This is a genomic window from Streptomyces yokosukanensis (assembly GCF_001514035.1).
Lineage (GTDB): Bacteria > Actinomycetota > Actinomycetes > Streptomycetales > Streptomycetaceae > Streptomyces > Streptomyces yokosukanensis.
Genome location: NZ_KQ948209.1, coordinates 155,080 through 170,947 on the forward strand (window position 1 = coordinate 155,080; position 15,868 = coordinate 170,947).

Here is a 15,868-nt window from a genome sequence, read left to right on the forward strand (position 1 = left end):
TACGACCCGTTCACGCCACCCGTGAGACGGCCGGTCAGGCCACCTTGCGCTCGGCGTACTCCGCGATCTCCGCCATCGGCGGCCGCTCCTCGCTGTCCACCGAGTAGGTGCGCGGCTCGAAGCCGTCCTCGCCCCGTTCGAACTGGATCAGCGCAGGTCGGACGAGGTGGCCGCGGGCCAGCCGGAGCTGCGCCGTGCGGTAGATCGCCGCGGCCATCCGGCCCAGCGCCTGCCCGTCCTGGTGGCGGTGCCTGCGCACGCCCACGTCCACCTGCGCCAGCGCGTCGAGCCCCACCAGGTGCAGCGCGTCCACGAGCATGCCCAGCTCCACGCCGTAGTCGACGGGGAAGGGGAGCTGTTCCAGCAGGGTGCGGCGGGCCGCGTACTCACCGCCCAGCGGCTGGACGAAACCGGCCAGCTGCGGCCAGTGCATGTTCAACAGCGGGCGGGCCATCAGCTCGGTGACCCGGCCGCCCTGCCCCGCCGTCCCGGCGAGCGGGCGGTCGTACATGGCCTTGACCAGGTCGACGCCCGGCTCGGTGAGCAGCGGGCCGACGATCCCGGAGACGAAGTCGGAGGAGAACTCCTTCAGGTCGGCGTCGATGAAACAGAGGATGTCCCCGCTGGTCACCAGCAGGGAGCGCCAGAGCACTTCACCCTTTCCGGGGACGGCGGGAATGCGCGGGAGGATCTCGTCGCGGTGAACGACCCGGGCGCCCGCCGCGGCGGCGACCGCGGAGGTGCGGTCGGTGGAGCCGGAGTCGACGACGACGATCTCGTCGACCAGCGGAACCTGTTCCACGAGGTCGTGACGGACGACCGAGACGATGTCGCCGACCGTCTCCTCCTCGTTGAGCGCGGGCAGCACCACGCTGATGGTCCGGCCCGTGCGCTGCTTGGCGGCCAGGATCCGGTGGAGCGGGCGATCGGTCACGGACCAGGAGCGGGTGGCCAGCCAGCGCTCGACTTCTTCCAGCACGGTCGCGGCTCCTCACTGTTCGTGATCACATGGCTGCGGCTGTGTGATCCATCTCGCGGTTCGGACGACTATCTCAACTGTCCTGTCCGTCGGTTACAGTCTTGAACAACGCCCGATGACCATCGCATGTCGGCGGCACCGGCGCGTTCACAATCGAATACCGCTCATCCAGAGGGGCAGAGGGACACGGCCCGATGAAGCCCCGGCAACCCTCCAGCCGGTCTCGTTCTCGAAGCGAGGCTCCCGGCTAGGGAAGGTGCCAAATCCGTCTCATGGCGAGATGCGCCATGAGGAAGATGAGGAGAAAGGGCCTCGCCTCCATGGCTGTGCAGACAGTTGCAAGCTCCAGCGATTCCACCATCGACCTCGGTCCCGCCGCGGCCCTGAGCTGTCGCGAGTGCGGTCACCGCGTCCCGCTCGGCCCGGTGTTCGCCTGCGAGGAGTGTTTCGGCCCGCTGGAGATCGCCTACGACTTCTCCGGCCACGACACCGAAGAGCTGCGCCGCCGCATCGAGGCCGGCCCGGCGAACATCTGGCGCTACGCCCCGCTGCTGCCCGTCCCGGCGGACGTGGCCGACAAGCCGAACCTGAACCCGGGCTGGACCAAGCTCGTCCAGGCCGACCACCTCGCCCGCGAACTCGGCGTCACCGGCGGCCTGTTCGTGAAGGACGACTCCGGCAACCCGACGCACTCCTTCAAGGACCGCGTGGTCGCCCAGGCCCTGGAGGCCGCCCGCGCCTTCGGCTTCACCACCCTGTCCTGCTCCTCGACCGGCAACCTCGCCGGTGCCGTCGGCGCCGCCGCCGCCCGCGCCGGCCTCCGCTCCTGCGTCTTCATCCCGCACGACCTGGAGCAGGGCAAGGTCGTCATGGCCGCGGTCTACGGCGGCGAGCTGGTCGGCATCGAGGGCAACTACGACGACGTGAACCGTTTCTGCTCCGAGCTGATCGGTGACCCGGCCGGCGAGGGATGGGGCTTCGTCAACGTCAACCTGCGGCCGTACTACGCGGAGGGCTCCAAGACCCTCGCGTACGAGATCTGCGAGCAGCTCGGCTGGCGGCTGCCCGACCAGATCGTGATCCCGATCGCCTCCGGCTCCCAGCTCACCAAGATCGACAAGGGTCTGAAGGAGCTGATCGAGCTGGGCCTGGTCGAGGACAAGCCGTACAAGATCTTCGGTGCGCAGGCCGAGGGCTGCTCGCCGGTGTCGACCGCCTTCAAGGGCGGCCACGACGTGGTCCGCCCGCAGAAGCCGAACACCATCGCCAAGTCCCTCGCCATCGGCAACCCGGCCGACGGCCCCTACGTCCTGGACATCGCGCGCCGCACCGGCGGTGCCGTGGAGGACGTCACGGACGAGGAGATCGTCGACGCCATCAAGCTGCTGGCCCGCACCGAGGGCATCTTCGCGGAGACGGCGGGCGGGGTGACCGTCGGCGTCACCCGCAAGCTGATCAAGAACGGCCTGCTGGACCCGACGAAGACCACGGTCGTCCTCAACACCGGCGACGGCCTGAAGACCCTCGACGCGGTGGCCGGCACCGGCCTCAGCGCCACCATCCGCCCGACCCTGGACTCCTTCCGAGAGGCCGGCCTCGCATGACGGGGGCTCCGCCGGGAGACCGAGTACAACCTGCGGGCCGGTGGGGGCTGGTCGCGCAGTTCCCCGCGCCCCTGGGGCGCCGCCTCGCCGCACCTGTGAATCCGACCGGAGGTCTCACCGCATGAGCGTGACCGTTCGCATCCCGACCATCCTGCGCACCTACACCGGCGGCCGGGCCGAGGTGACCGCCGACGGCGCGACCCTCGCCGCCGTCATCGAGGACCTGGAGAAGAACCACAACGGGATCGCCGCGCGTGTTCTGGACGACCAGGGCAAGCTGCGCCGGTTCGTCAATGTCTACGTCAACGACGACGACGTCCGCTTCGAGCAGGGCCTTGAGACCGCGACCCCGGACGGCGCCGGTGTCTCCATCATTCCGGCGGTCGCCGGCGGCTGATCGTTACCTAGGGTAACTTCAGTCACCCATTGTTCATCGAATTGCCTCCTCCGCGAGAGAAGCGGAGGGGGCAATTCTGTGTGATTGAGCGCGGTACAGTTGGGGAACCTGGTCGCGCCCTTCGGGTTGTGAGCCCTGGATTGATGCCCGTACGCCCGACAAGAAGTAGCCAAAATGCGCGGGCTTTATGCGGCTTTTGTGGGCTTTGTACGGCCCGACTTGCCCTGAAGTCGGGTGAATTCTCACCAGATTCCGGACCGTTCCCGTCCAGAATTCTCGTCCGATTGACCTGTTGCAGACGGCAGTTGGACAGATACATTCAGCCGCGGTCGACGCGTTCCGGCGCACGCCCCCGTCCGATGGGGGGTGAGGTCTGACCCGGGTCCGCGAAGTGTGGATCTGTGCAAGGGCCAGTAATAGGGGAGTTAGGCATGGCTCAGGGCACCGTCAAGTGGTTCAACGCGGAGAAGGGGTACGGCTTCATCGCGGTCGACGGTGGTGCGGATGTTTTCGTCCACTACAGCGCGATCCAGATGGACGGTTATCGCACCCTGGAAGAGGGTCAGCGGGTCGACTTCGAGATCTCGCAGGGCCAGAAGGGTCCGCAGGCGGACATGGTCCGGCTGGCGGCCGGCTGAAGCACGCGTCGGCTGACGGCGACGTTCTTCTGTTCATCTTCGAAGGGCCCGTACCCCCTGGGGTGCGGGCCCTTCGGCCTGCCCCGGGGCGGTGGGGGCGGCGGGCGCTCGCGGATCGCCCCGACTCGCTTGCACTCGGCAGGGTCGAGTGCTAATCATTGGCGTTAGCACTCTGAAGGTGAGAGTGACAAAGAAGGACCGGGTCGGTGAGGCCCGCGGGCCACGTGGGGCAAGGAACCACAGGCCGGTGAGCCGTCCGTCGCGGGCGCGGGCGCGGTCCGAAGGAATCACCCCCAGTCCTGGAGGGACCACTTCACATGGCCAAGATCATCGCGTTCGACGAGGAGGCGCGGCGCGGCCTCGAGCGCGGCATGAACCAGCTCGCGGACGCCGTCAAGGTGACGCTCGGCCCCAAGGGTCGCAACGTCGTCCTCGAGAAGAAGTGGGGCGCCCCCACGATCACCAACGATGGTGTCTCCATCGCCAAGGAGATCGAGCTCGAGGACCCGTACGAGAAGATCGGCGCCGAGCTGGTCAAGGAAGTCGCCAAGAAGACGGACGACGTCGCCGGTGACGGTACGACCACCGCGACCGTGCTCGCCCAGGCCCTGGTCAAGGAAGGCCTGCGCAACGTCGCCGCCGGTGCCAACCCGATGGCCCTGAAGCGCGGTATCGAGAAGGCCGTCGAGGCCGTCTCCGCCGCCCTGCTGGAGCAGGCGAAGGACGTCGAGACCAAGGAGCAGATCGCCTCCACCGCGTCCATCTCCGCCGCCGACACCCAGATCGGCGAGCTGATCGCCGAGGCCATGGACAAGGTCGGCAAGGAAGGCGTCATCACCGTCGAGGAGTCCCAGACCTTCGGTCTGGAGCTGGAGCTCACCGAGGGTATGCGCTTCGACAAGGGCTACATCTCGGCGTACTTCGCCACCGACATGGAGCGGATGGAGGCGTCGCTCGACGACCCGTACATCCTCATCGCCAACTCCAAGATCTCCTCGGTCAAGGACCTGCTCCCGCTGCTGGAGAAGGTCATGCAGTCGGGCAAGCCGCTGCTGATCATCGCCGAGGACGTCGAGGGCGAGGCCCTGTCGACCCTGGTCGTCAACAAGATCCGCGGCACCTTCAAGTCCGTCGCCGTCAAGGCCCCGGGCTTCGGCGACCGCCGCAAGGCGATGCTGAACGACATCGCCATCCTCACCGGCGGCGAGGTCATCTCCGAGGAGGTCGGTCTCAAGCTCGAGAACACCTCCCTGGACCTGCTGGGCCGCGCCCGCAAGGTCGTCATCACCAAGGACGAGACCACCATCGTCGACGGTGCCGGCTCCTCCGAGCAGGTCGCGGGCCGCGTGAACCAGATCCGCGCCGAGATCGAGCAGTCGGACTCCGACTACGACCGCGAGAAGCTCCAGGAGCGCCTCGCGAAGCTGGCCGGCGGCGTGGCCGTCATCAAGGCCGGTGCCGCCACCGAGGTGGAGCTCAAGGAGCGCAAGCACCGCATCGAGGACGCCGTCCGCAACGCCAAGGCGGCCGTCGAGGAGGGCATCGTCGCCGGTGGTGGCGTGGCCCTGCTGCAGGCCTCCGGTGTCTTCGAGAAGCTGGAGCTCGAGGGTGACGAGGCGACCGGCGCCAACGCCGTGCGCATCGCGCTCGAGGCCCCGCTGAAGCAGATCGCCGTCAACGGTGGTCTCGAGGGTGGCGTCGTCGTGGAGAAGGTGCGCAACCTGGCCGTCGGCCACGGTCTGAACGCCGCCACGGGCGAATACGTCGACATGATCGCCGAAGGCATCATCGACCCGGCGAAGGTGACCCGCTCTGCCCTGCAGAACGCCGCCTCCATCGCCGCGCTGTTCCTCACCACCGAGGCCGTCATCGCCGACAAGCCGGAGAAGGCCGCCGCGGCCGCTCCGGGCGGCATGCCGGGCGGTGACATGGACTTCTGATCGACCTGACGGTTGATCGCCTGTCCTACGGACCGAGGGCGGTACGTCCAGCTTCTGGCTGGGGGTGCCGCCCTCGGGCGTTTTCGGTGGACGACGAGCGTGCCGTCGTCCCGGTCGATCGACAGACGGACGGCGGCTGGCGGCGGTCGTACGGGTGCCGTTTCGCGTCGTCGTACGGACATCGCGGCCCGGATCTCGCCCGCGCGGGTGTGCACCGCGGGGGCGGACAGGGGCGTGCCGGGGTGCGCAGGGGCGCGCTCGCCCCGGCACCCGCCGCACACGCCCCCCGGCAGTGCTTCCGGGCGCCCCGGCACTCCGCACTCCGCGCACTCCAGGACTCGGCGGGGTGGGCGAGGGGGTGGTTCCGGGGGATGTGGGCGCGGGAGCGGGTGGGGCGGGAGCGTCCGTCCGGCGGCTGCTCCGGTTCGGGTACGTCGCCGCGCGTGAACGCCGCCCACCAGGCGTCGTCATGCGCGCTACGGGACCACCACGATCGGGTGATCCAGCGCGAGCCGCCCGCGTCCGTCTCCAGCCGCTCCCTGCCGCGCCGCAAGTGACCCGCCGCCTGGATGCGGTTGAGGGCCGTGCGCAGTGCGCACTGGCCGTACGGGAGGTGCTTGGCCAGCGTCTTCACCGAGATGTCGGCGCCTTCGGGCAGGCGGTCGACGTACGCGGCGACGGCCGCCTCGCGCGGCGGGAGGTGCGCGAAGTCGTGGTTGGTGCGGGGGCGTTGGGCAGGTGTCGAACGCTTGCCGTAACCCGGATCGGCCATCGGGTGCGGGGGCACGTGCGCGGACGGGAGGACGACACTAAGCTTGGCATCAGCCATGGGATCGCCTGTTTCGATCTCGTCGGTCAGACCCCCGCAGGTGTTGGTAGCACCTGGCGGGGGTTGTTCGTTATGCGGGCACGCTAGAGGATCGGCTTCGGGGCGCCGGACCGGGACACCCCCTGGGCCTGGGGCTTGACCACCGACAGCGGGTCGCCCGGGTTCAGTCTGTTGTAGAGCCAGGCGGCGTCGGGCACGTCGAGGCCGATCCAGGCGCCGCTTCGGGCGGTGCAGGTCAGGGCGCCGACATAGAGGACGGGCCTGCCGGTCTTCCTGTCGGCGTCACGGAGTTCGAGCACGTAGGGGTTCGCCACCTGGCAGGCGCCCTTGGGGGTGTCGCCGATCGTCTCCTGGTTGAGGTCGCGTTTCGCGGAGACGGTCAGCGGGCCGGCGGCGATGAGGGTGGGAAAGCCCGAGGTGACGCGCATGACCCGGTCGTCGATGGTCAGGGTCTGCTTCTCGAAGTTCACCGTGCCCGTGACCGCGATCGCACTGGGGGTGGGCGAGAGCGAGGGCGTGGGCGAGAGCGAGGGCGAGGGCGACGGGGGTCGGGGAGCGGTGGCGGCCGGAGCGTGACGGTGTTCCGGAGCGTCGCCCGTGTTCAGGGTCAGTGCGCACACCGCCAGGGCGAGGGCCGCGGCGCCCGCGCCGACGGTGAGGCTCGCGCGACGGCGCAGGCCTCGGCGGCGGGCGCGGCGGCGGATCTCGACGGCGGCGACGGACGGTTGGGTCTCGTTCCGCGCGGCCAACCCGTGGAGCGCGGTCGTCAGTTCGTCCGTGGTGAGGTCATCCGACACGGCCGCCCTCCTTCCGTACCGGCTCATCGGCCTCGTCCGTGCCCAGCTGCTTCGCCAGCGCCGCCCGGCCCCGGGACAGCCGGGCCTTGACGGTGCCGACCGGCGCGCCGGTCTCGGAGGCTACCTGCTCGACGCTCAAGTCGCACAGATGGTGCAGGACGATCGCCAACCGCTGTGCGTGGGGCAATTGGCGCAACGCGGCCACCAGCGCGGTGTGTTCCGGTCCGGGTCCCGGGGTCGACTCGGGCGGGGTGTGCCGGCGTACCAGTTCCAGCCAGCGCCTGGCGCGACGCCAGCGGCTGATCGCGAGCCGCACGGCGACCGTGCGGATCCAGGCTTCGGGGGCGCTGTCGGCCAGGAAGGACTTCCGCCGGTCCCAGGCGCGTACGAACGCCTCCTGCACCACGTCCTGGGCCTCGCCGTGGTCTCCGGTGAAGGCGTAGAGCTGCCCGGTCAGGCGGGGGAACGCGGCCGTGTAGAAAGCGTCGAACTCGTCCTCGGTCATGCCCTCCGCCGGAGTCTTGCTGAGTCTTTCTGCGTCTTTCGATTTCCCGTGCAACCCGCCCGCCCCGTCCGTGCGTACAGGTCGCGTGGGCCGCGTGTGCGGCGTACATCGAAACACACGTGACCCAAGGAGTAGACGATGCGGACGGGTGCCGGGATCCATGACGACTTCGCCGCCTACGCGCGCACTTGCTGGCCCCGGCTCCTCGTCACGGCGTGGTTGCTCACCGGGGATCGGCCCGAGGCGGACGATCTGGCGAGGCGGACGCTGATACGGGTGTGCGCGGGCTGGCGCCGCGTCCCGCGCAACGACGTGGACTTCCACGTACGGCGCCGGCTGGTGCGGAGCTGGTTGCGGCGGCCGTGGCCGCTCGTGCGGCGTGCCGCCAAGCAGCGCGTCGTGCTGGTGCTGCGGTACGGGGAGGGGCTGCCGGACGCGCAGATCGGCCAGTTGCTCGGCATCTCCCGGGGCGCGGTGCGCCACTTCGCCAAGCGTGGGGTGAAGGCTGCCGGGGGCGAGGAGCGGCGGCTGCGCGAGTCCTTCGCCGCCCTGTCCGGCGACGTCGATCCCGGCCCGCTTCCGCTGGACGCGGTGACCTGGCGGGGGCGGGCGTGGCGGCGGCGTCGGACCGCGGTGGTCGCGGGTGGCTGTGCGGCGGTGCTGGCGGCTGGGGGCCTCCTCGCCGCCGGCCGGGTCGGCGGCACCGGCAACGGCGGGTCGTCCGGCGCGGCGGCCCGAGCGTCGGGGTCCGTACGGATCGTGGCGCCGGGGGAGCGGGTGCAGGCGGCCCCCGGCGTGGAGATGTGGCTGACCGCGGACGGCGGTCACTGGTCGACGCCGGAACAGGCCAACCAGTTCCACGGGTTGGACACCGGCCCACGCCACGAACCGGGGGTGTCCATGCGGGCGGCGCCGGTGAGGGGCGGGTACTTCCTGTCCGGCCTGTACTACGGCGTCACCGGGGACCCGGGACGTGTCGAGCTGAGCACCGGCCGCGGCGAGGTCGCCGCCAGGGTGCTGACCCTGGCGGGCAGCCCCGGCTGGGGCGTCTGGTACGCCGGTACGTCGTTGTCCGCGCAGGACACCGAGACGCTCATCGTCGAGGCCATGGGGAAGCCCCGGAGCACCGGGAACGCCGGGGACCGCGCGGGCGTCAGGGTGTACGACGCCGCGGGCGCCGTCGTGGCCCGGCTGTGGAGCGGGGGGCGGCGGGCATGACCGTACCTTCGCGCCGCATCCCGTTCCGTGTCCGTCTGCGCCGCAACCGGGGCCGTATCGCGCGCCGGCTGCTGGCCGCCCTCCTGGCCCTGGTGGTCCTGTTGTGCGGGGCGGTCGTCGTCGCCTACAAGCTCACCGTGATTCCCGAGCCCCACCCGGAGACCGTCGTCCAGAGCACCGTCTTCCTCGACGAGAAGGGCGACTACCTGGGCCGCCGGGGTCCGGTCGACCGCCAGGACGTGCCGCTGTCACAGGTTCCGCGGTATGCGCAGGACGCGGTGATCGCCGCCGAGAACCGTTCCTTCCGGACCGACTCCGGCGTCTCCCCGAAGGCCCTCGTCCGTGCCGTCGCGGCGGCGCTGACCGGCGGCGAACGGCAGGGCGGTTCCACCATCACCCAGCAGTACGTCAAGAACGCGCTGCTCAGTCCCCAGCAGACGCTGTCACGCAAGGCGCGCGAGGCGCTGATCGCGGTCAAGCTGGACCGCACCCGCTCCAAGGACCAGATCCTCGAGGGCTACCTCAACACCGTGTACTTCGGCCGGGGCGCCGCCGGCATCCAGGCCGCCGCCCGCAACTACTTCGGCGTCGACACCAAGGACCTCACCGTCTCCCAGGGCGCGGCCCTGGCGGCCATCATCAACCTCCCTTCCTACTACGAGAAGGCCGGCTCGGACCCGAAGGTGACGGCGACGCTCCAGCGCCGCTGGGAATGGGTGCTGGGCGCGATGGCGACGAGCGGGAACATCACGGCGAAACAGCGGGCCGAGGCCCGCTTCCCGGCGTTCCGGTTCTATCCGCCGGGGGCGACCGACGGGCAGCGGCAGTATCTGATCGACGCGGCGGCGAAGGAGGCCGCCGACCGGCTCGGCATCACCCAGGACCAGCTGGCGAGCGGCGGCTACACCGTGCACACCACCTTCGACCTCACCTTGCAGGACTCCGCGGCGGAGCTGGTCAAGGGGCAGAAGGCGGGCAAGGGCGTACGGCTCCACACCGCCGTCGTGGGCATGGCGCCCGGCGACGGTGCGGTGCGGGTGCTGTACGGCGGGTCGGACTACGCCCGGCAGCCCTTCAACGACGCGGTGAGCGGGGCGGTGGAGGCGGGCACGGCGCTGAAGCCGCTGGCGAGGTTCCGGTTCGGCGCGCCGCTCGCCGGGTTCCCGAGGACGGCCGCGCCCACACCGCTGAGGCTCACGTCGGCCTACGCGGCGGTCGCGGCCGGCGGCGTGTACGCCACGCCGTACACCGTCTCCCGTATCACCCGCGACGGCCGGACGGTCTACACCGCGCACCCCGACCGCCACCGGGTCCTGCCCGGCAAGGCGACTCCCGCGGTGGCCGCGGTGGCCGCCGGCCCTCCGGCGGCCCTGTTCACGACGGGCGCGGGCGGCGGCATCACCCGGCGCACGGTGTGGACCGTGGCCTACGACGCCCGGCTCACCCTGAGCGTCGCGCTCTTCGCCGACAAGCCGGGCGGGAAGAAGGGCATGACCGTGCCCGCGCAGCTGCCGACGCATCCCTCACCGACGGACTTCGCCGAACAGACGGCGATTCAGCTCTGGCGCCGCTTGAGGTGACCGGCGTCACATGACGACTTCCGTCGGGTGCGGAATGTGGGGCAGCGCATAGGCGATTACTTAAGGAGCTGCAACAATGCGTGCTCACATACCGACCGGTTGACTCTTACCGGCGGGATCAACCCGCCACTCACAAGGAGCCCCCCACGTGACCGTCACGACCTCCGCCTCCCGCGCGGCCCAGATCCTGTCCCGCCCGATCGCGCTCAACGGCCTCACCGTCCCCAACCGGATCGTGATGGCGCCGATGACCCGGATGTTCTCCCCGGGCGGCATCCCGGGCGAGGACGTGCGCTCGTACTACGCGCGCCGGGCCGCCGCCGGGGTCGGCCTGATCGTCACCGAGGGCACCTACGTCGGCCACGAGTCGGCGGGCCAGAGCGACCGCGTCCCCCGGTTCCACGGTGCGGAGCAGCTCGCGGGCTGGGCGAAGGTCGCCGAGGACGTGCACGCGGCGGGCGGCACCATCGTCCCGCAGCTGTGGCACATCGGCATGGTCCGCCAGGACGGCGACGCCCCCTTCCCGGACGCCCCCGCGATGGGCCCCTCCGGCCTGGTCACCGCGGGCGCCGAGCCCACCGGCAAGGCCATGACGCAGGCCGACCTGGACGACGTCGTCGGCGCGTTCGCCCAGGCCGCCGCCGACGCCGAGCGCATCGGCTTCGACGGCGTGGAGCTGCACGGCGCCCACGGCTACCTCCTCGACCAGTTCCTGTGGGAGGGCACCAACCGCCGCAGCGACGCCTACGGCGGCGACCCGGTGGCGCGCGCCAGGTTCGCGGCGGAGATCGTCGCGGCGGTCCGCGCGGCGGTGTCCCCCGAGTTCCCGATCCTCTTCCGCTACTCGCAGTGGAAGCAGCAGGACTACAGCGCCCGGCTCGCCGAGACCCCCGAGGAGCTGGAGGCCATCCTGACCCCGCTCGCCGCGGCCGGTGTCGACGTCTTCCACGCCTCCACCCGCCGCTACTGGCTGCCGGAGTTCGAGGACTCGGAGCTGAACCTGGCCGGCTGGACGAAGAAGATCACCGGCAAGCAGGTCATCACGGTCGGCTCGGTCGGCCTCGACGGCGACTTCGTGGGCGCCTTCCAGGGCGAGGGCTCCCCGGTCAAGGGCATCGACGACCTCCTGGACCGGCTGGAGAGCGAGGAGTACGACATGGTCGCCGTCGGCCGTGCGCTGCTCCAGGACCCGCAGTGGGCGGCCAAGGTGCTCGACGGCCGCTTCGACGAGCTGAAGGCGTACGACGCGAGCGCCGTGAAGACCCTCAGCTGACCTCGCCGGGCGGGCACTTGTGATCGTCGCCGCGCGTTCCCCCCGATGAAGGTCGAGGCAGTGAGCGAGCGAGGAGCGAGATGACGACGAGCGAGTCCGCGGCCACCCCGGACACCGACGGCACGGGCCCGGTCGTGCGCACCGCGTCCGGCGCGGTGCGCGGCCTGCGCGAGCGGGGCCTGTCCGTGTTCCGGGGCATCCCCTTCGCCCGGCCCCCGGTGGGCGAGGACCGCTTCCGGGCGCCCCGCCCGCCCCACCCCTGGGACGGCGTCCGGGAGGCCTACGCGTTCGGGACGCCGCCCCCGCAGGAGACCGGCTTCCTGGGACGCACGGCCCAGCTTCCCGCCCCGAAGGACGACGACTGGCTCACGGTCAATGTCTGGACCCCGGATCCCGACCCCGCCGCCGGTCGTCCGGTGATGGTGTGGATCTACGGCGGCGCGTTCAAACTGGGCCACGCCGGCCAGCCGGGGTACGACGCACAGCACCTCGCCCGCGAGGGCGACGTCGTGGTCGTCACCCTCAACTACCGCGTGGGCATGGAGGGTTTCGCCCTGTGGGCGGACGCCCCGGCCAACCGCGGCCTGCTGGACCAGGTGGCCGCCCTGCAATGGGTCCAGGAGAACATCGCCGCGTTCGGCGGCGCCCCGGACCAGGTCACGGTCTTCGGCGAGTCGGCGGGCGCGGGCTCCGTCGCCGCACTGCTGGCGATGGACCGGGCGCGCGGTCTGTTCCGGCGCGCCGTGGCCCAGAGCGTGCCGGGCACGTTCTTCTCCGCCGACCTCGCCCGGGACCTGGCGGCGGCACTGGCGGCCGAGGCGGGCCGCGAGCCCACGGCGGCCGACCTGGCGACGGTGGCGCCGCAGCGGCTCACCGAGGCGGGCGCGGCACTGGGCACCAAGATGGCCCGGTACACCGACCGCTGGGGCCAGGTGGCCCCGACCACCGTCCCCTTCGCCCCGGTCGTCGACGGCGAGATCCTGCCCCGCACGCCCTGGCAGGCGCTCGCCTCCGGCGCGGCCCGCGACATCGACCTCCTGGTCGGACACAACCGCGACGAATACCGCCTGTTCATGGTCATGGCTGGCCTGCAGGACAAGATCACCGAAGAGCTGGCGTCGGCGACCCTGCGGTTGTACGCGCCGGGCGGCGAGGCGGGCGAGCTGGCCTACCGGTCGGCGTTCCCCGACGCCACCGCGGAGCAGCTCTTCGAACGCGTCCAGACCGACTGGCTGTTCGCGATGCCGAGCCTGCGTCTGGCCGAGGCCCAGCACACCGGCGGCGGCCGTGCCCACGTCTACGAACTGGCCTGGCCGGCCCCGGGCAGCGACGGCGAGTTCGGCGCCTGCCACGCCCTGGACATCCCGCTGCTCTTCGGCACGTACGGCGCGGACCTCGGCGCGCTGCTCTTCCCCGGCGGCAGACCCACCCCGCAGGCGGAGCGGCTCACGTCCTTCTTCCGCCGCGCCTGGACGACGTTCGCCCGCACCGGCGACCCCGGCTGGCCGGCCCACGACCCGCACTCCCGCCTGGTCCAGGTCCTGGACGCGGAGCCGCAGGTGGCGCCGTACCCGGGGGAGCGCGCCAGGCTCATCTGGGAGGGGTACGACTTCACGCCCTCCCGCTTGCTGCGCTGACGGCGGCGGCTACGGCTACGGATTCCCCAGGTTCCCCATCGGCTCGATGTCGACGTGCACCGGGGTGCCCCACACCCGCAGCACCTCGTAGTCGGTGAACTCGTGCACGAGCCGGTAGGCCATCGCGGGCCGCGAACCGCGCCGCTGGGCGGCGAGATAGGCCTCGGCCTCGTGCCGGTCGCGCCGCGGGGTCCCGCACAGCTGCCACTCCTGCCCGCTCCACGACTCCGGCAGCCAGCGCTGTTGCGGCTGGGGCCGGTCGGCGCGGACGCCGTAGCGGGACGGCGCGCCGGCCACCGGCTCGGCCGGACTCGGCCGGCCCTGGAACTCCGAGCGGCGAGCGGCCCGGCGCCGGGTCTCGCAGAGCAGGCACAGATCGGGCGCGCTCTCGTCGACCGGGCCCTGCGGATGCTCCGGGCACCGGGTGCTGGGCGCGCTGCCCGTGGCGCTCTCCTCCACGAGGTCGAGCGCCCTGCGCAGATCGGCCTTGATCTCGTGCAGCCGGGCGTCCGGGGTGTCGGAGGTCAGGGCTTCCCCGTGCTCCCCGAGCAACCGGAGCGCCCTTCCGAGGGCGGCGAGCTGGGCGTGGTTCATGGTGTTCGACGGTAGCGCGTCCGTGTGACAACGGGGGCACGGGCCTGCTGCCGAGCCGACCGGCCGCGGCTCCCCACCGCTTCGACACCGTCCACCCCCCGAACCGGCGGCCGGACTCCCGCCGCCCGGCCGTCAGCCGTGCAGCTGGTTGACGGCGGTGCCCGCCCCGCACACGGGGACGGCGGCGAGGGCACCGGCCGCCAGGGACAGGGGCGAGGCGGGCTGGAGCACGGGGAGCAGGGAGAGGTTCTCGGCACACCTCATGGCATCGGATTCGATCTCGCGGTCGTCGGCGTGGGCGGGGACGGCCAGGGCGGCGACGGACACGGCGAGGAAGGCGGTGGTCAGGAGCTTCTTCATCATGCCCGGGGAACGACCGGTCGGTCGCTACGTCACGCCGGTGCGGCCACACGGGGGCGGCGGGGGAAGCCGAAGAGGTAGGTCGCCGCGAAGCCGACCGCGTACCCGGTGAGCAGGCCGCCCGCGTAGATCGCGGCGGCGGTCGCCGGGCCCCTGTTCCCGGCCAGAAGCGGGAACAGGGCCCAGCCCGACGGGCCGATCGCCGTCGCCCCCACCCGGGTCCCGAGCATCGCGAAGAAGCCGACGAACGCCCCGCCCGCCGCCCCGCCCGCACAGGCCGTCAAAAAGGGGCGGCCCAGGGGGAGGGAGACGCCGTAGATCAGCGGTTCGCCGACTCCCAGCAGCCCGGCCGGCAGGGCCGAGCGGATCGTCGTGCGCAGGGAGCCGTGGGAGGCGTCGTGGCGCAGCCGGACGTACACCGCGAGCGCCGCGCCGACCTGGCCGGCGCCCGCCATGGCCAGCAGCGGGAGCAGGACGGTGTAGCCCTGCTGCTCGATGAGGGTGGTGTGGATGGGGATGAGGGCCTGGTGCAGGCCCAGCATGACCAGCGGGAGGAACAGGCCGCCGAGGACCAGCCCGGCGACCGCGCCGGCGGTGGCCAGCAGCCAGGTGGCCGCCGCGCCGATCGCGGAGGCCACCGCGCCGGCCGCGTACATCAGGCCGTACAGCGTCACCAGGCCGGAGACGAGGACGGTGACCGTGGGGGTGAGCAGGACGTCCAGCGCGCCCGGCACCCGGCCCCGGACCCACTTCTCCACACGGGTCGCGAGCAGCGCCGCCGCGAGCGCGCCGAGCACCCCGCCCTGCCCTGGGGCCAGCTGTGTCCCGAACACGGTCACCTTCGCCACGCCCGGGTAGACGACGACGGCGGCGACCGCGCCGCCCAGCACGGGTGTGCCGCCGAACTCCTTCGCCGTGTTGATGCCGACGAACACCGCGATCAGCGCCAGGAAGGCGGCGGCGACGGCGGACAGCGCCGGGGTCAGGGCGGGCAGCAGGCCGGTGTTCAGCAGCAGCCCGTCGACGCCGGACAGGATGCCGCAGCCGATCAGGGCGGGGATGAGCGGCACGAAGACGTTCGCGACCCGGCGCAGGGCGGTCTTGGCCGGGGTGGCGTTGCGCCGCCGCAGCCGCTCCCGCACTGCGGCACCGTCCGGCGGTTCGGCGTCCTCCAGCGGTCCTGTGCCGGCATGCTGCCCGGCGTCGTCCAGGGGCTCGGTGCCGGGGGTGGACGGTCGCCCGGCGGTGACCCGTGCGGCCACCTCGGACGTGACCTGGTCGACCACGCCGGGCCCGAGCACGATCTGCCAGGCGGGTCCGTCGGCCACCACCGCCAGCACACCGGGCAGGACCCGCAGCCCCGCCAGGTCCGCCGCCGCCGGGTCGGCGAGGGACAGCCGCAGGCGGGTCATGCAGTGGGCCACGGAGGTGACGTTGGCCGGGCCGCCGACCCGGGTGAGGACGGCGGCCGCGGTGGCGGCGGGGTCGCTGGAGACGGGGTCGTTGCGCACGCCCCG

General features: G+C 71.9%; 15 protein-coding genes and 1 riboswitch. Of the genes, 8 read left to right on the forward strand and 7 right to left on the reverse strand.

Features of this window, described 5'->3' with window-relative positions; all coding sequences use genetic code 11:
* Positions 1–34 precede the first annotated feature (34 nt).
* On the reverse strand, positions 35–979 hold the full coding sequence (locus tag AQI95_RS10590; protein WP_067120746.1) for a glucosyl-3-phosphoglycerate synthase: 945 nt from the start codon (positions 977–979) through the stop codon (positions 35–37).
* Positions 980–1,140: 161 nt separating this feature from the next.
* Positions 1,141–1,282, forward strand: a riboswitch (SAM riboswitch).
* 17 nt (positions 1,283–1,299) lie between these two features.
* Between AQI95_RS10590 and thrC the strand changes: the two genes are divergently transcribed.
* The 4 genes from thrC (at position 1,300) to groL (ending at position 5,558) form a co-directional block, all read left to right on the forward strand.
* Positions 1,300–2,583 (forward strand): threonine synthase, encoded by a 1,284-nt coding sequence (gene thrC / locus AQI95_RS10595; protein ID WP_067120748.1) that lies wholly within the window; start codon positions 1,300–1,302, stop codon positions 2,581–2,583.
* Between the two features lie 121 nt (positions 2,584–2,704).
* Complete coding sequence (locus tag AQI95_RS10600; RefSeq protein WP_067120750.1) at positions 2,705–2,980, forward strand: MoaD/ThiS family protein; 276 nt, start codon at positions 2,705–2,707, stop codon at positions 2,978–2,980.
* Between the two features lie 431 nt (positions 2,981–3,411).
* A complete protein-coding gene (locus tag AQI95_RS10605) occupies positions 3,412–3,618 on the forward strand; it encodes a cold-shock protein (RefSeq protein WP_016436693.1) in 207 nt (68 codons plus the stop codon).
* A 317-nt stretch (positions 3,619–3,935) separates the two neighbouring features.
* The gene (gene groL, locus AQI95_RS10610) at positions 3,936–5,558 is read left to right on the forward strand and encodes a chaperonin GroEL (protein ID WP_067120751.1); all 1,623 of its coding nucleotides are present in this window, start codon (positions 3,936–3,938) and stop codon (positions 5,556–5,558) included.
* A gap of 25 nt (positions 5,559–5,583) precedes the next feature.
* On the opposite strand, the gene AQI95_RS50345 is transcribed toward groL, so the two are convergent.
* The 3 genes from AQI95_RS50345 to AQI95_RS10620 form a co-directional block, all read right to left on the reverse strand.
* The gene (locus tag AQI95_RS50345) at positions 5,584–6,387 is read right to left on the reverse strand and encodes a hypothetical protein (protein WP_425264873.1); all 804 of its coding nucleotides are present in this window, start codon (positions 6,385–6,387) and stop codon (positions 5,584–5,586) included.
* A gap of 83 nt (positions 6,388–6,470) precedes the next feature.
* Complete coding sequence (locus AQI95_RS10615) at positions 6,471–7,184, reverse strand: hypothetical protein (RefSeq protein ID WP_067120753.1); 714 nt, start codon at positions 7,182–7,184, stop codon at positions 6,471–6,473.
* Positions 7,174–7,689, reverse strand: a complete 516-nt coding sequence (locus AQI95_RS10620; RefSeq protein WP_067120755.1) for a SigE family RNA polymerase sigma factor — start codon at positions 7,687–7,689, stop codon at positions 7,174–7,176. Before AQI95_RS10620 ends, AQI95_RS10615 begins: the two co-directional genes overlap by 11 nt.
* 138 nt (positions 7,690–7,827) lie before the next feature.
* On the opposite strand from AQI95_RS10620, the gene AQI95_RS10625 reads away from it, so the two are divergent.
* The 4 genes from AQI95_RS10625 (at position 7,828) to AQI95_RS10640 (ending at position 13,397) form a co-directional block, all read left to right on the forward strand.
* On the forward strand, positions 7,828–8,907 hold the full coding sequence (locus tag AQI95_RS10625; RefSeq protein WP_067120757.1) for a sigma factor-like helix-turn-helix DNA-binding protein: 1,080 nt from the start codon (positions 7,828–7,830) through the stop codon (positions 8,905–8,907).
* Positions 8,904–10,487, forward strand: a complete 1,584-nt coding sequence (locus tag AQI95_RS10630; protein WP_067121525.1) for a transglycosylase domain-containing protein — start codon at positions 8,904–8,906, stop codon at positions 10,485–10,487. The genes AQI95_RS10625 and AQI95_RS10630 overlap by 4 nt, the downstream gene beginning before the upstream one ends.
* Before the next feature lie 148 nt (positions 10,488–10,635).
* Positions 10,636–11,760 (forward strand): NADH:flavin oxidoreductase, encoded by a 1,125-nt coding sequence (locus AQI95_RS10635; RefSeq protein WP_067120759.1) that lies wholly within the window; start codon positions 10,636–10,638, stop codon positions 11,758–11,760.
* Between the two features lie 80 nt (positions 11,761–11,840).
* On the forward strand, positions 11,841–13,397 hold the full coding sequence (locus tag AQI95_RS10640; protein ID WP_067120761.1) for a carboxylesterase/lipase family protein: 1,557 nt from the start codon (positions 11,841–11,843) through the stop codon (positions 13,395–13,397).
* 15 nt (positions 13,398–13,412) lie between these two features.
* Here the strand turns inward: AQI95_RS10640 and AQI95_RS10645 are convergent, their stop codons facing one another.
* The 3 genes from AQI95_RS10645 to AQI95_RS10655 all read right to left on the reverse strand — a co-directional run bounded on the left by AQI95_RS10645 (position 13,413) and on the right by AQI95_RS10655 (position 15,862).
* Positions 13,413–13,991 (reverse strand): hypothetical protein, encoded by a 579-nt coding sequence (locus tag AQI95_RS10645; protein ID WP_067120763.1) that lies wholly within the window; start codon positions 13,989–13,991, stop codon positions 13,413–13,415.
* Positions 13,992–14,123: 132 nt separating this feature from the next.
* Positions 14,124–14,354, reverse strand: a complete 231-nt coding sequence (locus tag AQI95_RS10650) for a hypothetical protein (RefSeq protein WP_067120765.1) — start codon at positions 14,352–14,354, stop codon at positions 14,124–14,126.
* Between the two features lie 29 nt (positions 14,355–14,383).
* Entirely contained in the window at positions 14,384–15,862 is a 1,479-nt protein-coding gene (locus AQI95_RS10655; RefSeq protein WP_067121527.1) for a PTS transporter subunit EIIC, read from the reverse strand.
* Positions 15,863–15,868 lie beyond the last annotated feature (6 nt).

Bases quoted from the DNA above. Each gene is read 5' to 3' on its own strand.
- AQI95_RS10645 (WP_067120763.1), bottom strand. From the start codon at position 13,991: ATGAACCACGCCCAGCTCGCCGCCCTCGGAAGGGCGCTCCGGTTGCTC.
- AQI95_RS10625 (WP_067120757.1), top strand. From the start codon at position 7,828: ATGCGGACGGGTGCCGGGATCCATGACGACTTCGCCGCCTACGCGCGC.
- AQI95_RS10620 (WP_067120755.1), bottom strand. From the start codon at position 7,689: ATGACCGAGGACGAGTTCGACGCTTTCTACACGGCCGCGTTCCCCCGC.
- AQI95_RS10605 (WP_016436693.1), top strand. From the start codon at position 3,412: ATGGCTCAGGGCACCGTCAAGTGGTTCAACGCGGAGAAGGGGTACGGC.
- AQI95_RS10650 (WP_067120765.1), bottom strand. From the start codon at position 14,354: ATGATGAAGAAGCTCCTGACCACCGCCTTCCTCGCCGTGTCCGTCGCC.
- AQI95_RS10640 (WP_067120761.1), top strand. From the start codon at position 11,841: ATGACGACGAGCGAGTCCGCGGCCACCCCGGACACCGACGGCACGGGC.
- thrC (WP_067120748.1), top strand. From the start codon at position 1,300: ATGGCTGTGCAGACAGTTGCAAGCTCCAGCGATTCCACCATCGACCTC.
- AQI95_RS10600 (WP_067120750.1), top strand. From the start codon at position 2,705: ATGAGCGTGACCGTTCGCATCCCGACCATCCTGCGCACCTACACCGGC.
- AQI95_RS50345 (WP_425264873.1), bottom strand. From the start codon at position 6,387: ATGGCTGATGCCAAGCTTAGTGTCGTCCTCCCGTCCGCGCACGTGCCC.
- AQI95_RS10630 (WP_067121525.1), top strand. From the start codon at position 8,904: ATGACCGTACCTTCGCGCCGCATCCCGTTCCGTGTCCGTCTGCGCCGC.
- groL (WP_067120751.1), top strand. From the start codon at position 3,936: ATGGCCAAGATCATCGCGTTCGACGAGGAGGCGCGGCGCGGCCTCGAG.